Source organism: Candidatus Pantoea floridensis (genome assembly GCF_900215435.1).
Lineage (GTDB): Bacteria > Pseudomonadota > Gammaproteobacteria > Enterobacterales > Enterobacteriaceae > Pantoea > Pantoea floridensis.
Genome location: NZ_OCMY01000001.1, coordinates 3112451 through 3127430, shown reverse-complemented (window position 1 = coordinate 3127430; position 14980 = coordinate 3112451). Strand labels below are relative to the sequence as shown.

Sequence of the window (14980 nt, the reverse complement as noted above, 5' to 3'; positions counted from 1 at the left end):
TGAGTAGATTCATAAATTCGAGTGCCTGACAGTCTTGTTATTGTTGGAATACTTTGTCCTGGTGAAGGAACGGACAATTGTACACCGACAAGCCAGATTGAGCACGACGCATCCTGGCAGACCCACGCAATTCTTTCTCTAGGCTGGAACTAATCAATCAGGCCATTCGCATCGTAAAACGGCCATGGTCCCGGATAATCCCCAATGGCACACAGATGCGTACTCATGCCCTGCGTTGCATGCCAGCGATGTAACAAGAATCCGGGCGGCTCCAGCACAAAGTTTGCCGGGCCATTTTCCGCGAGATCAAATGCCACCTGATGCGATACGCCAGGCGCAACGCACGCCAGCGTCCCGGCAAAACGCGCCTGTACCGAACGATGCAAATGGCCGCTGAGCACGCGCTCCACCTGTGGATGGCGTTGGATAATCGCCGCCAGTGCATCGGGATTGCGCAGCGGCTGTTTATCCATATGCTCAATACCACAGGCAAAGGGCGGATGATGCAACAGCACCAGCGTCGGCAGCTGCGGCGCACGCTGCAGCTGCTCATCCAGCCACTGCAGCTGCGTTTCATCGACATAGCCCCACGGCTGCTGCGGCACGCTGGAATCCAGCGCCAGCAGCTTCACGCCTTTTACTTGCCCTTGCCAGTTCAGCGTTTCACCGCGTTGCAGATAGTGATGATCGGGAAACGCCGCCCGCAGGGCCTGGCGATCGTCGTGATTGCCGGGCATCAACCGATACGGCAGCCGCAGCTGCCCCAGCGCCAGACGCAGGGTTTGATACTCTTCCGCCGTGCCAAAATCGACCAAATCACCGGTAATCACCACCATATCAGGGCGCTGCGCCAGGCGATTCAGTGTCTCAATCACGCGTAGCAGCGCGGCCTGGGTATCCACTTTTTTGTACGACAGGCGACCGTTCGCCTTAATGTGTAAATCGCTGATTTGCGCGATCAGCGTCATGGCTTCAGACACAACTCTTTTCCTCTGGATATGTAAGCGCCTGTTGGTCGCCATTAATGGCGCCCCTACAAAACCGCATCCGTTCACGGTGGGATGCGCATTTATGCGCACCGGGCAGCTGAAAACCTGTCAAGCAAATTGCAGCGCGGCGTCCTGCGCCAGCATCCAGCTCACCGGCTGTCCGGCATGCCAGGCTTCACGCGCGTGGCGATCCACCTGAATCGGTGTCGCCAGCCCAATGTCGATCATTAACCGCTGCGAGGCACCTAAAAAGGTACTGGCCAGGATAAATCCCTGTCGCCTATAGCGATTGTCGCTGGCCAGCAGCACATCTTCAGGACGGCAGAAACGCAGCGGATTGCCGCGCGCATCCACATCCACGCAGTTAATTGCCCCAACGAAATCGGCGACAAACTTCGAAGCCGGCTGCTGGTAGATATTCTGCGGCGTATCGATTTGCACCAAACGGCCCCGCTCCATCACCGCAATACGATCGCCGAGCGCCATCGCCTCCTGCTGATCGTGAGTGACGTAAACGGCGGTGATCGCCAGTTTCTTCAACAGTGCGCCAATTTCCAGCCGCAGACGATCGCGCAGGCGCGCATCCAGCGCTGCCAGCGGCTCATCAAACAGCAGCACTTTGGGTCGTGCGGCTAACGCACGCGCCAGCGCCACACGCTGCTTTTGCCCGCCGGAAAGTTTGTCGATACTGCGCTGTGCAAGCGCGCTGAGATCCACCAGTTCAAGCATCTCCTGCACGCGCGCTTCCCGTTCGGCGCGCGCCACGCCTTGCACTTTCAGCCCATATGCCACGTTCTCCGCCACATTCAGATTTGGAAACAAGGCGTAGTTCTGGAACACCATGCCGACGTTGCGTTTTTCAATCGGCAAGGCGGTGACGTTACGATCGTCAAACCACACTTCCCCCCCTGCATCGCAGCTCTCCAGTCCGCTGATAATGCGCAGCGTGGTGGTTTTGCCACAGCCGGAAGGCCCCAGCAGCACCAGCGTTTCGCCGGGATGGACGGTGAGATCGAGCGGTTGCAGAGCCTGATGGTGGTGAAAATGACGCGCGCAGCGGCGCAGCGTTACGGTAACGGCCAAAGGATTCATGCCGCCTCCTTGTGTTGGCGCGAGACCGCGCGGTTAAGCCAGTGATTCACGGCATTGAGCATCAGCAGCAGCGGCAGAATCATCAGAATAAAAATTAACGTGTAGGCAGATCCTACTTCCAGCCGCATCGAGGCGTAGCTGTCGGCAAGGCCAACCGGCAAGGTTTTGGTCAGCGGCGTGTGCAGCATCCAGGTAATGTTGAATTCGCCCACTGAGAGCGTAATCACCATAAAAGCCCCGGCGAGAATACCGTTGCGGCAGTTCGGCACCACCACGGTAAAGAAGCGCTGCCACAGCGTGGCGCCAAGACTGGCCGAGGCCTCCTCCAGCCGCGGCATATCCACCGCCTGCATGACTGCCAATACCGGCCGCATCATAAACGGCAAGGTGAACAGCACGTGACCAATCAGGATGAACAGCCAGCTATCACGCAGGCCGGAAAACTGGCCGTAGAGCAGAATAATACCCAGCGCAGTGGCCAACCCCGGCAGCGCCACCGGCAGCATCAAACACGCTTCAATGCGTGCCGCCCAGCGTCCCGGCGCTTTCAGCAAGCCCCACGCCGCCGGCACGCCAATCACTAAGGTCACCAGCAGGCAGAACAGCGCGATGAGCAGCGAGAGCCAGAAGGTATCAGCGTACATTTGCCACACCTGCTCAACCCACTTCAGCGTCAGGCCGCTGCGCAGGCCGATAAAATAGTTATTGGTCACGCCTGCCAGCATCGACAGCACCACCGGCACGATCATAAACAGCGCGGTAAAGGTGGTGATTAGCAGTTGCAGACTAAACATGCCGCGACGTCTCATTGCACCCCCTTAGCCTGCGCCAGACGACGCGCCAGCATCAGCGCCAGCCAGGCGAATCCGCCCATCACCACCGATAGCGCGGCAGCCGTCGCAAAGTTGGCATAGTTGGTGAATTCGCCGTAGATAGTGAGCGGCAGCACCGCCAAATCGGTGCCGAGAGTAAAAGCCGTGCCAAACGCGCCCATGCTGGTGGCGAAACAGAGTGCGCCGGTCGAGAGCAGCGCGGGCTGCAGGCCGGGAACAATCACATCCCAGGTGATACGCCACTGGCTGGCACCGAGCGAACGTGCCGCCTCTTCCAGCGAGCGATCGAGTTTTTCACTGGCTGCCACCAGCGTGACGATGGCGCGCGGCAGCGAGAAATAGAGATAGCCGATAAACAGACCGGCCAGCGAATAGGCCAGCGTCCAGCGTTCATGCACCAGGTGCAGGCTAATTTGCGCCAGCAATCCCTGACGTCCAGCGAGCATCACCACCAGAAAGCCCACCACCACGCCGGGAAACGCCAGCGGAAACGTCAGCAGTGCCAGCAAGATACCGCGTCCAGCAAAACGCTGGCGCGCGAGGAAGCAGCCAACGATGGCGGCAATCATTAACGTCACCAGCGTCACCGCCAGCGACAGCAGTACCGTGTTTAGCAAACTCACCAGGTAATGCGGCTGGCTGAGTACCGTCCAGTAACCGCTGTGTTGGGTGCTGCGGTCTTCTTGCATCCCCATTTGCAGCAACCGGGCAAACGGCAACAGCCAGAAGGCGCAGAAGAATAACAGCGCGGGCAGCGTCAGCCACAGCCAGCGGCTGCCCGGCTGTGTGCGAATCTGGCGACGCGTGGTCGCCAGGGTGTCAGACATCGACATTAACGAATCTCACTCAGGTATTTTGCCGAGAAGGCTTTCTGCGCATCCGCCATCTGCTGGTAGTCCACGGTTTGCGCACGTGCATAATCGCTATCTGGCAGGAAGAATTTCTTCGCGTCGGCCGACATCGCTGAAGGACGCACCGGACGCAGGAAGGCATTGGCCCAAATTGCCTGACCTTTATCCGACAGCACGTAGTCGATCACTTTTTTGCCGTTGGCTGGGTGCGGTGCGTTCTTCACCAGGCTGATGACGTACGGCACCGTCACCGTGCCCTCTTTGGGAATAACAAAGGCCACGTTGGCGTGATCTTTATATTTGGCGCGATAGGCGTTGAAGTCGTAATCGAGCAGGATGGGGATCTCACCGGAAATCAGGCGCGCATAGGCAGTCTGCTTCGGTACGATCGGCTGGTTGGCCTGCAATTTTTTGAACCAGTTGAGCGCAGGCGTGAAGTCCTGCATGTTGCCGCCCTTCGCCTGATTCACCGCCACCGCCGCCACATAGCCCACAAAGGCGCTGGCCGGATCGAGGTAGCCGATCATGCCTTTATATTCTGGCTTCAGCAGGTCGTCCCAGGATTGCGGTACCGGTGCGCCGCCAAGGGCATCAACGTTAACCATAAAGCCCATGGTGCCAGAGTGCAGCGCCACCCATTTGCCGTCCGGATCTTTCATGCCGGCTGGGATCTCGTCCCAATGGGCGGGCTGGTAACCGGTGATAACGCCGGCGCTGTCGGCCTGGATGCCAAAACTGACGCCGTAATAAACCACATCTGCCACCGGATTACCTTTCTCCGCCACCATCTGCGCCAGCGCCTGACCGGAGTTTTTGTTGTCCTGCGGCACCTGAATACCGGTGTCTTTGGCGATAGCTTTAAGCTGGGTTCCCCAGTCAGCCCATTCGGGCGGACAGTTGTAGCAAATCGCGGTATCGGCGGCGTGAGAGGTCATGCTGAACAGCGAACCGGCACTGATTACAAGCGCACCGGCAACGATTTTTACTTTTTTATGCAGCGTCATGATGGTTCCCTGGAGTTAGCGATCAAAGATAAAGCGGGGGCGGCGATGCTGGCGCCGAGCCGTATTTGATGTGGCAGCACGCGCGTACCGCGGCTGGCCTGTTGTAACAACATGTCGATAGCGCCAGCGCCAAGCAGATCGACTGGCTGTGTGACACTCGCCAGCGAGGGCGCCATGTGCTCGCCAATATCAATGCCATCAAAGCCCATTACCGACAGCTGCTTTGGAATGCGCACGCCAGCGCGTGCCGCGGCACCAATCAGGCTGATGGCGAGCAAATCATTGGTACAAATTACGGCGCTGAGCGGCGTATCGCCTTGCAGCTGAGGCTGCAACCGCGCGAAATCAGATTGCGTGTGGCTGGCCATTTCGATCACCGGCAGCGAAAGCAATCCCGCCCGCTGCATCGCATCGCCATAGCCTTGATAGCGCAGACGCGCGCGGTCCGATTGCAGCATTGGCCCCGCCACCATGCCGATGTGGCGATGCCCAAGCGCCAGCAGATGGTCGGTGGCTTCCTGCATCGCCTGACGGTTATCGACGCAAATCGCTGGCCAATGACTCTCCTGAGGCACGTTATGCGTCAGCACAAACGGCATTTCCGCCTGCTGTAAGGTTTGCAGCACCGCGCTGTGGTCGGCATCGGCCACGGTCAGAACCAAACCGGCGACGCGCTGGCGCAGCATGTGTTCAACAATGGCCGCTTCACGCTCGGGCTGATAATCGCTGGTCGCCACCAGCAAGCCATAACCGGCCACGCGTGCCTGGCGCTCCATCGCCTGCAGCTGGCGGGCGAAGATGGGATTGAGCAGCGACGGCAGCAGCACGCCGAGCGTGGTGGAGTTCTGGGTACGCAGCTGGCGGGCAATATGATTGGGGCGAAAGCCGAGCTGCTCGGATGCCATCAACACCTTCTGCAGGGTGTCAGTGCGCAACAGATGAGGATCGGAAAAAGCGCGTGCGGCGGTGGCGCGAGAAACGCCAGCCAGTTTGGCCACATTGATCAAATCGGACATATTCGCCTCGTAAAGTACCAATGAGATCGATCTCATTGGCGCTTAAACTAGCGGCGAACTGTGACAGCAACATCGCGGAAAAATGACGGGAAGATGACAGCAGCGCCAACTGCTGTCAGTCAGAAATTACAACATCAGGAAGGCGTAACCTTCGTTTTGCAGCGAGGCGACGGTGGTACCACTCGACAACGTATGCGTGACGCGGGTATCAATCCAGTTACGTTCCAGCTGATGGAAAGCCACCGACTGATCGCAAATAGTCACTTTCACGCCCGCCTTTTTAAGCTCATCAATCAGCTTAAGGTTTGGGTTATCGGTGCCATACGCTTTGCGGAACTGGTCGTTATTCAGCGCCGCTGGCACCGCATCGCTATTAATCGATACCACAAACTTCAGCTGATCCAGCGGTACGCCCGCTGCGTAATAGAGGTTTGTCACGCGCGCCACACGCTCCAGCCCAAGGTTGGGCTGACGAATATCGCCTTCGCTACGGTTAATCTGGAAGACAACTTTATTGCTCAAACCCGGCGTGGCGGCGGGATTGTAGTCTGGTACGCTGACAAAGTGGATCTTGCCATAACCCGCGATGGCAGGTGTGCTCCAGAAATCGGCGGGTTCACTTTTCTTGTCCGCAAACTTGCCGCTGACTTTATCTACCCATTCCGGAAGCTGTAACACATTACCGCCGACAAAACCTGCCAGTGCGGCGATGACAATATAGGATGCTGGACGCATTTCACTTCTCCTGTAGCTGAAATTTACATCTGTAAAAGGGCATAACCCTGATTTTCCAGCGTCGACACGGTGGTCGGACTGGAGAGAGCATGAATCACGGAAGCATCGATCCACGCTTTGGGGAAGTGATGGAACGCCACGGACTGATCGCACACCGACACCTTCACACCCAACTTATTCAGTGCGCCAATCAGCGCTAAGTTCGGGTTATCGGCTTTGTAAAACTGCTGAAAATGCGCGTTATCCAGCATCGCGGGTGTGGCATCACCGGTTACCGAAACGACAAAATGCAGATCCTCGGCTGGTACGCCTGAAGCGATATAGAGATTGACCACGCGCGCCACGCGCTCCAGTCCAAGATTTGGCCGCTTCATATCCCCTTCGCTTTTGGTGATCTGAAACACCACTTTGTTGCTCAGGCCCACAACCGGCTTAAATGCCGCGTCAGCTTCATAATGGATTTTGCCGTAGCCATCGACGGCGGGAGTGCTCCAGAAACCATCCGGATCGGTCGGTTCGGAGGAAAAATGACTTACCACGCGCTGATACAGGTCATCACCTTTACTCACGGTGGCGCCCACAAAACCACCCACAATGGCAATCAGGGCATATGAAACAACAGAACGCATAAAGATTCTCCGGCATGCACTGCGCGTCAATTCACAGTCCGTTTGAATAAAGTGCCTTATCTATACCACAGCGCACGCCGGGCAAAAGTCCTGTACTGACGGGTTGTCCGGCATATTCATTGCGCGAAAAATAATTAGCAGGGTTAATTGAAAAAGCCTTTCGATTGTTACGGCGGGGAAAGCGCAGAAATGGCTGGCCGTGAAATGGTGAGCACAATCCAGAGGAAATAAGTTTACGTGCGTTTAAAATCTATCCGTTAATAACTGTATAGCGCGTAACGCGCGTCTCAATCACGATTAAATTAGTTGATGGATAAAATGGGCCAATACCTCAGATTGTCCACTGCTTTTCAGAGTAAACCTGGAAAAGTTCATGCCAAATTCAGTAATTTTGAGCAACTTTACTTAACTTTAAGTTTTGATGTTAAGCAACGCCTATTTATAAGCGCACAGCTATTCAATTTTTTGCTGCAATTTTTCAATACCGCGACCATTTTTTCATTTCACCTTCGTTTAGCGACACGCTTTGCTTGTCGCGGCAGGCTGGTTAAGATAGAGCGCGCTGCACAAATGGATGAGAGCGCAGAACATTTGAACCTCTTACCTGTCCAAAATCAGGTGACTTTTACAGGATCAAGGCATGTTTAACCGGTTGAAAAAATCAGTGCTGGCAGCCCTTATTCCTACGCTGCTGCTTACGCCCGCACTCAGTGCGCGTGCCGACCTGAGTGATACGCTGCCTGATATGGGCACCACGGCAGGTTCAACGCTGTCAATTAATCAGGAATTGCAGATGGGCGACTTCTACGTGCGCCAGCTACGTGCCAGTGCGCCACTGATTAACGATCCGCTACTAAATCAATACATTAATGAACTTGGCCAGCGTCTGGTGGCGCACGCCAATTCGGTACGCACGCCGTTTCACTTCTTTCTGATTCAAAACGATGAGCTTAACGCTTTTGCCTTCTTTGGCGGCAATGTAGTGCTGCACTCCTCGCTGTTCCGCTACACCGATAATGAAAGCCAGCTCGCCTCGGTCATGGCGCATGAAATCTCGCACGTGACTCAGCGCCATTTGGCGCGCGCCATGGAAGAGCAGAAACGTAACGCGCCCCTTACCTGGGTGGGTGCGTTGGGTTCCATTCTGCTGGCGATGGCCAGTCCACAAGCAGGCATGGCAGCGTTGACCGGTACGCTGGCAGGCACGCAGCAAGGCATCATCAGCTTTACGCAAGGCAATGAACAGGAAGCGGACCGCATCGGCATCCAGGTGTTGCAACGGGCCGGCTTCGATCCGCAAGCGATGCCAAACTTCCTGCAAAAACTGGCCGATCAAAGCCGCTTCTCCTCCAAGCCGCCGGAAATTTTGCTAACGCATCCGTTGCCCGACAGCCGCCTGGCCGATGCGCGCAACCGTGCCAACCAGATGCGTCCAGTGGTGGTGCAATCCTCACAGGATTTTTATATGGCTAAGGTGCGCTCTCTGGGCATGTATTCCACTGGCCGTAATCAGCTGACCGACGATTTGTTAAATGAGTACAGCAAAGGCAACGTGCGTGAACAGCAAGCGGCGCAGTACGGTAAAGCCGTGCAGTTCCTGCAGGCGAAAAGCTTTGATAGCGCGAAGCGTGTGATTGCGCCGCTGCTGGCGAAGCAGCCGGACAACGTTTGGTTTCTCGATATCATGACCGATATCGACATCGGACTGAAGCAGCCACAGCAGGCAATCACCATGCTGAGTAGCGCCAAAGGCAGCAGCACCAATCCGGTGCTGCAACTGAACCTCGCCAACGCCTATGTTGAAGCGAAACAGCCGGCGAACGCCAGCCGCATTCTCAACCGCTATACTTTCGCGCATCCGGACGATCTCAACGCCTGGGATCTGCTGGCGCAGGCTTCGGCCGCACAGGGCTTGCGTGATGAAGAACTCTCGGCGCGTGCCGAAGGTTTAGCGCTAAATGGGCAACTCGATCAGGCCATAAGCACCTTGAGCAGCGCCAGTGCGCAGGTACCGCTCGGCAGCCTGAAGCAGGCGCGCTATGACGCGCGCATCGATCAGTTCCGTGAACTGCAAAAGCGCTTCAAGGTGTATCAGAAGGGATAATGTCCAGGTGCGCATAAATGCGCACCCTACGAAAACCGCGCACGTAGGGTCGCCATTCATGGCTTAATGCCGATCGCTTAAGCGTGAATACATCATCGCACGTTCCGTAGCGGCGCGGTTAATTCAGCTTAAAGCCATTCGTTACAATGCGTTAAAGCTCCAGCGCTTCCTTAACAAAGGGAATGGTGAGTTTACGCTGCGCGCTAATGGAGGCGCGATCGAGGCGATCCAGCGTATCAAACAGCGTGCGCATTTCGCGATCGAGTCGTTTCAGCAGGAAGCGCCCAACATCTTCCGGCAGCTCAAAGCCACGTAATCCCGCGCGCAGCTGCATCGCCTGCAATTTGTCCTCATCCGACAGCGGCTGCAAACGGTAGATCTGCCCCCAATCAAGACGCGAAGCCAGATCCGGTAAGCCGAGATTGAGCTGGCGCGGCGGTCGATCGCCCGTAATCAGCAAACGCGTTTTACCGATTTCCAGGATGCGATTGTAGAGATCGAAGATCGCCATTTCCCATTCGGGATCGCCCGCAATACATTCGATATTATCGATGCATACCAGCGCCAGATTCTCCATGCCTTCCAGCACTTCCGGTACGAACCACGTACGTTTATCCAGCGGCACATAACCCACCGCTTCGCCGCGCGCCGAGAGTTCGGCGCAGGCCGCGTGCAGCAAATGACTGCGGCCGCCGCCTTCGCGTGACCAGAAATAGAGATAGCTGCCGTGTTGCTGTGAAAGTGCGCCTTGCAGCGCCGCCAGCAGAGACGTGTTTTCCCCCGGCCAGAAACTGGCGAAGGTTTCATCATCGGGTAAATAGAGTGGCAGTGAGAGCTGTGCCGGCGTGTTCAGAAGTACCTCAACGGATGAGCGGGCAGAAAACCGCGCAAGTTTATCACGATCTTTGTCGGAGATGAACCGGGCTTCCCTGCCCGGCTTGCAGCCTTAGCTTTCGCGCTTCTCTTCCGCATCCAGCACCACTTCTTCAGGACGTAACAGGCTGATTAAACGGAAAATCAGTGCCAGGCCCACGCCAACAATCGTCGCCAGCGCCATGCCTTTTAACTCGGCGGCGCCAATGTGCACTTTGGCACCGCTCACGCCGATGATCAGGATTACCGACGTCAGGATCAGGTTCTGCGCCTTGTTGTAATCCACTTTGGATTCGATCAGCACACGAATACCCGATGCGCCGATCACGCCGTACAGCAGCAGCGATACGCCGCCCATGACCGGCACCGGAATCGCCTGGATTGCCGCCGCCAGCTTGCCAACGCAAGAGAGCAGGATAGCGAAGATTGCCGCGCCACCGATCACCCAAGTGCTGTAAACGCGGGTAATCGCCATTACCCCGATGTTCTCGCCGTAAGTGGTGTTTGGCGTTGAGCCGAAGAAGCCGGAGATCATGGTGGATAAACCGTTGGCAAACATGGAGCGATGCAGCCCAGGATCGCGAATCAGATCTTTCTTCACGATGTTGGCCGTCACCACTAAGTGGCCGACATGCTCGGCAATCACCACCAGCGCGGCAGGCAGAATGGTCAGCATCGCCACCCACTCAAAGCGTGGCGTATAGAAGGTTGGCAGCGCAAACCAGGGCGCATTCTCTACCGTGCTCCAGTCAACAATGCCCATCGCCGACGAGAGCGCATAACCCACCAGTACGCCGATCAGGATCGGGATGATGGCGAGGAAGCCGCGGAACAGCACCGAACCAAATACGGTGACCGCTAGCGTCACCATCGAGATGATCACGGTTTTGCTGTCTGGCGAGGTACCGTCAGCCGGCAACAAACCAGCCATATTCGCCGCCACACCCGCCAGTTCCAGGCCGATAACCGCCACAATCGCGCCCATTGCCGCTGGCGGGAACATCACATCAAGCCAGCCGGTACCGGCTTTCTTCACGATCAATGCCACCACACAGAACAGGAAACCACAGAGGATAAAGCCACCAAGCGCCACTTCATAACCGAGCGGCAACAGCAGCAGCACCGGCGAAATAAAAGCAAAGCTTGAGCCGAGATAGGCCGGAATTTTGCCTTTACAGATAAACAGATAGAGCAGCGTACCGACGCCATTGAACAGCAACACCGTAGCCGGGTTGATGTGGAACAGAATTGGCACCAGCACGGTTGCGCCAAACATGGCGAACAGATGCTGCAGGCTGAGTGGAATGGTTTGCAGTAGCGGTGGGCGTTCGCTAACGCCAATAGCGCGACGAGTCATTATTATCCCCTATCCTCTACGTTCTTCACGCTAGGGCTGCGTTGCCCTGGCGTGAATAACTCAAGGATGACATTGTTGTGTTTTTAGACAAAAAAAAGCCGACTCTCTGGCCGGCTGGTTGCTTTATTTGGTTCCGAAAATCTTGTCCCCGGCATCGCCGAGTCCCGGGATGATGTATCCCTTTTCGTTCAATCCCTGATCGACAGATGCGGTGTACAGCTCCACATCCGGATGCGCTTTTTCTAAAGCCGCAATGCCTTCCGGCGCGGCCACTAGCACCAGCACTTTAATGCTGGTACAACCGGCTTTCTTCAGCAGGTCGATAGTCGCAATCATGGAACCACCGGTTGCCAGCATCGGATCGACCACCAGCGCCAGGCGCTCTTCAATATTCGATACCAGCTTCTGGAAGTACGGTACTGGCTCCAGCGTCTCTTCATCACGATAGACGCCAACCACGCTGATACGCGCGCTCGGTACGTGCTCGAGCACCCCTTCCATCATGCCCAGGCCCGCACGCAGAATCGGAACGACGGTGATTTTTTTACCTTTGATCTGATCGATTTCGACCGGACCGTTCCAGCCTTCGATAGTTACGCGCTCGGTTTCCAGATCGGCTGTGGCTTCATAGGTCAGCAGGCTGCCCACTTCCGAGGCCAGCTCGCGGAAACGCTTGGTGCTGATATCATGCTCACGCATCAGGCCCAGTTTATGTTTGACCAGCGGGTGTTTGACTTCCACGATCTTCATGATTGTTCTCCCGGAATTGAGTTGAGCTAAAAAAAAATCGCCGGATTATACCGCCTTTTCGCCGCCGCGCCACTTGTCATCGGTCAATGGCTTGCCTTAATCAGCTCAAGAGTAAGGATTGGCGAAAATCTGACGCTGTGCAAAGGCAGCGTGAGATGGGACTCGCAAACGTTTGCCTGCGCTGTTAGAATTGCCGCGCTTAATTTTTGCCACCAACCGCAACTCGCGTGGGGATTCCGCAGTGACCGACAAAACCTCTCTCAGCTACAAAGACGCCGGTGTCGATATCGATGCTGGTAACGATCTGGTTGACCGTATTAAAGGCGTAGTGAAAAAAACCCGCCGCCCGGAAGTGATGGGTGGATTGGGCGGATTCGGTGCGCTCTGTGCGCTGCCGCAAAAGTACCGCGAGCCGGTGCTGGTCTCCGGAACTGATGGCGTCGGCACCAAGCTGCGTCTGGCAATGGATCTCAAACGCCACGACAGCATCGGCATCGATCTGGTTGCGATGTGTGTCAACGATCTGATCGTGCAAGGTGCAGAGCCGCTGTTCTTCCTCGATTATTACGCGACCGGCAAGCTGGATGTAGAAACCGCGTCATCGGTCATCACCGGCATCGCCGAAGGCTGCTTGCAGTCGGGCTGTGCGCTGGTGGGCGGCGAAACCGCTGAAATGCCAGGCATGTATCACGGCGAAGATTACGACGTGGCCGGTTTCTGCGTTGGCGTGGTGGAAAAATCACAAATCATTGACGGTTCGAAAGTGCAGGACGGCGACGTGCTGATTGCGCTGGGTTCCAGCGGCCCGCATTCGAACGGTTACTCGCTGGTGCGCAAAATTCTGGAAGTCAGCCAGACCGATCCAGAAACCAAGCAGCTGGACGGCAAATCACTGGCCGATCACCTGCTGGCACCTACCCGCATTTACGTGAAAAACATCCTTAGCCTGATTGAACAGGTTGATGTGCATGCGATTTCACATCTGACCGGCGGCGGCTTCTGGGAAAATATCCCACGCGTGTTGCCAGACAACACCCAAGCCGTGCTGGAAGAGAGCAGCTGGCAGTGGCCGTCAGTATTTACCTGGATGCAGCAGGCCGGCAACGTCAGCCGTCACGAAATGTACCGCACTTTTAACTGCGGCGTGGGCATGGTGATTGCGCTGAGCCCAGCGGATGCGGATAAAGCGGTACAGCTAATGACCGACGCTGGCGAAAAAGCGTGGAAAATTGGTGTGATTAAAGCCTCTGATGCTGAAGAGCGTGTGGTTATTAACCCATGAAAAAACTGGTTGTGCTGATCTCCGGCAACGGAAGCAATCTTCAGTCCATCCTCGACGCCTGCGCAAGCGGGCGGATTAACGGCAGCGTTGCTGCCGTTTTCAGTAATAAAGCCAGCGCCTATGGTTTGACGCGTGCGCGGGAAGCCCATGTTCCCAGCCACGCGTTAGCCGCCAGCGAGTTTGCCGACCGTGATGCTTTTGATCGCCAGCTGATGCAGGAGATTGATGCTTACGCGCCCGATCTGGTGGTGCTGGCCGGCTATATGCGTATCCTCAGTCCGGCCTTCGTCGCGCACTATCACGATCGTTTGGTGAATATCCATCCGTCGCTATTGCCGAAGTATCCGGGTTTGCATACTCATCGTCAGGCGCTGGAAAACGGCGACGAGGAGCATGGCACCTCGGTGCATTTTGTGACTGACGAGCTGGATGGCGGACCGATCGTTTTGCAGGCGCGCGTGCCGGTGTTTGCGGGCGATAGCGAAGATGACATCAGCGCGCGCGTGCAGCATCAGGAACACGCGATTTATCCACTGGTCATCAGCTGGTTTGTTGATGGGCGTTTGCAGATGCGTGCGGGTAAAGCGTGGTTGGATGGTGAACCATTGCCGCCGCAGGGTTACGCCCACGACTGATTTCTCTGGTGCGCATAAATGCGCACCCTACGATGTAGGGTCGCCATTCATGGCGACCGTCATCAACCAAATCTTCCGGTAATGTAATCTTCGGTACGTCGCGCTTTTGGCGAGGTGAAGATGCGGTCGGTTTCGTCAAACTCCACCAGTTGCCCGTTATGCATAAACGCGGTGTAATCCGACACCCGCGCCGCCTGCTGCATGTTGTGCGTCACCAGCACCAGCGTGAAATGCTGCTTCAGCGTGGTCATCAGCTCTTCGATCACCAGAGTTGAAATCGGATCGAGCGCCGACGTCGGCTCATCCAGCAGCAACACCTCGGGTTCAATCGCAATGGCGCGCGCAATCACTAAACGCTGCTGCTGACCGGTCGAGAGCGTTAACGCATTCTGTCCCAGCTGATCCTTCACTTCGCTCCACAGCGCCGCCGCGCGCAGCGCACGTTCGCAGGCTTCATTCAGCACGCGTCGATCGCGCACGCCCTGCAAGCGCAGGCCGTACACCACGTTTTCGTAGATCGATTTCGGGAACGGATTCGGCCGCTGGAACACCATGCCAATGCGGCGACGCAGGGCGGGCAGATCCTGATTCGCCTGCATCACGGCGTAACGATCGAGCAAAATTTCGCCCTCAATGCGACAGCGATCAATCACATCATTCATACGATTAAAACAGCGCAGCAGCGTGGATTTGCCACAGCCGGAAGGACCAATCAGCGCCGTGATGCAGTTTTTGGGGATCTGCAGATCAATATTATTTAACGCCTGGCGCTCGCCGTACCACAGCGATAGCTGATTAACGGTAAGAGCAATGTCGTGATCGCGCGTCAT

16 protein-coding genes are annotated in these 14980 nt (G+C 56.3%); 4 read left to right on the top strand and 12 right to left on the bottom strand.

Annotated elements, in window-relative coordinates; all coding sequences use genetic code 11:
* Window positions 1-149: 149 nt before the first annotated feature.
* The 8 genes from CRO19_RS14585 to CRO19_RS14550 all read right to left on the bottom strand — a co-directional run bounded on the left by CRO19_RS14585 (window position 150) and on the right by CRO19_RS14550 (window position 7149).
* The gene (locus tag CRO19_RS14585; RefSeq protein ID WP_370659816.1) at window positions 150-968 is read right to left on the bottom strand and encodes a phosphodiesterase; all 819 of its coding nucleotides are present in this window, start codon (window positions 966-968) and stop codon (window positions 150-152) included.
* A 129-nt stretch (window positions 969-1097) separates the two neighbouring features.
* Entirely contained in the window at window positions 1098-2081 is a 984-nt protein-coding gene (locus CRO19_RS14580) for an ABC transporter ATP-binding protein (protein ID WP_097096461.1), read from the bottom strand.
* Window positions 2078-2890 (bottom strand): ABC transporter permease, encoded by an 813-nt coding sequence (locus CRO19_RS14575; RefSeq protein WP_097096460.1) that lies wholly within the window; start codon window positions 2888-2890, stop codon window positions 2078-2080. The genes CRO19_RS14580 and CRO19_RS14575 overlap by 4 nt, the downstream gene beginning before the upstream one ends.
* The gene (locus tag CRO19_RS14570; RefSeq protein ID WP_097096459.1) at window positions 2887-3747 is read right to left on the bottom strand and encodes an ABC transporter permease; all 861 of its coding nucleotides are present in this window, start codon (window positions 3745-3747) and stop codon (window positions 2887-2889) included. The genes CRO19_RS14575 and CRO19_RS14570 overlap by 4 nt, the downstream gene beginning before the upstream one ends.
* On the bottom strand, window positions 3747-4769 hold the full coding sequence (locus CRO19_RS14565) for an ABC transporter substrate-binding protein (RefSeq protein WP_097096458.1): 1023 nt from the start codon (window positions 4767-4769) through the stop codon (window positions 3747-3749). Before CRO19_RS14565 ends, CRO19_RS14570 begins: the two co-directional genes overlap by 1 nt.
* Window positions 4766-5785 carry a substrate-binding domain-containing protein gene (locus tag CRO19_RS14560; protein ID WP_097096457.1) on the bottom strand — a complete coding sequence of 340 codons (1020 nt, stop codon included), beginning with the start codon at window positions 5783-5785 and terminating at the stop codon, window positions 4766-4768. Before CRO19_RS14560 ends, CRO19_RS14565 begins: the two co-directional genes overlap by 4 nt.
* 126 nt (window positions 5786-5911) lie before the next feature.
* A complete protein-coding gene (locus CRO19_RS14555) occupies window positions 5912-6520 on the bottom strand; it encodes a DsrE family protein (protein WP_097096456.1) in 609 nt (202 codons plus the stop codon).
* A gap of 23 nt (window positions 6521-6543) precedes the next feature.
* On the bottom strand, window positions 6544-7149 hold the full coding sequence (locus CRO19_RS14550) for a DsrE family protein (RefSeq protein WP_097096455.1): 606 nt from the start codon (window positions 7147-7149) through the stop codon (window positions 6544-6546).
* A gap of 309 nt (window positions 7150-7458) precedes the next feature.
* On the opposite strand from CRO19_RS14550, the gene CRO19_RS14545 reads away from it, so the two are divergent.
* Window positions 7459-7797, top strand: coding sequence for a hypothetical protein (locus CRO19_RS14545; RefSeq protein WP_141400243.1), 339 nt, complete (start codon window positions 7459-7461; stop codon window positions 7795-7797).
* Complete coding sequence (gene bepA, locus CRO19_RS14540; RefSeq protein WP_097096453.1) at window positions 7790-9253, top strand: beta-barrel assembly-enhancing protease; 1464 nt, start codon at window positions 7790-7792, stop codon at window positions 9251-9253. The genes CRO19_RS14545 and bepA overlap by 8 nt, the downstream gene beginning before the upstream one ends.
* A 151-nt stretch (window positions 9254-9404) precedes the next feature.
* Here the strand turns inward: bepA and hda are convergent, their stop codons facing one another.
* The 3 genes from hda to upp form a co-directional block, all read right to left on the bottom strand.
* The gene (hda, locus tag CRO19_RS14535) at window positions 9405-10106 is read right to left on the bottom strand and encodes a DnaA inactivator Hda (protein WP_176519210.1); all 702 of its coding nucleotides are present in this window, start codon (window positions 10104-10106) and stop codon (window positions 9405-9407) included.
* Between the two features lie 93 nt (window positions 10107-10199).
* The gene (gene uraA, locus CRO19_RS14530) at window positions 10200-11483 is read right to left on the bottom strand and encodes a uracil permease (protein ID WP_097096451.1); all 1284 of its coding nucleotides are present in this window, start codon (window positions 11481-11483) and stop codon (window positions 10200-10202) included.
* Window positions 11484-11606: 123 nt separating this feature from the next.
* On the bottom strand, window positions 11607-12233 hold the full coding sequence (gene upp, locus CRO19_RS14525) for a uracil phosphoribosyltransferase (protein ID WP_007884850.1): 627 nt from the start codon (window positions 12231-12233) through the stop codon (window positions 11607-11609).
* Between the two features lie 241 nt (window positions 12234-12474).
* Here upp and purM point away from each other — a divergent pair, with 241 nt between their 5' ends.
* Window positions 12475-13515 carry a phosphoribosylformylglycinamidine cyclo-ligase gene (gene purM / locus CRO19_RS14520; RefSeq protein WP_097097666.1) on the top strand — a complete coding sequence of 347 codons (1041 nt, stop codon included), beginning with the start codon at window positions 12475-12477 and terminating at the stop codon, window positions 13513-13515.
* Entirely contained in the window at window positions 13512-14150 is a 639-nt protein-coding gene (gene purN / locus CRO19_RS14515; RefSeq protein WP_097096450.1) for a phosphoribosylglycinamide formyltransferase, read from the top strand. The genes purM and purN overlap by 4 nt, the downstream gene beginning before the upstream one ends.
* A gap of 62 nt (window positions 14151-14212) precedes the next feature.
* Here the strand turns inward: purN and pstB are convergent, their stop codons facing one another.
* A complete protein-coding gene (pstB, locus tag CRO19_RS14510) occupies window positions 14213-14980 on the bottom strand; it encodes a phosphate ABC transporter ATP-binding protein PstB (protein WP_097096449.1) in 768 nt (255 codons plus the stop codon).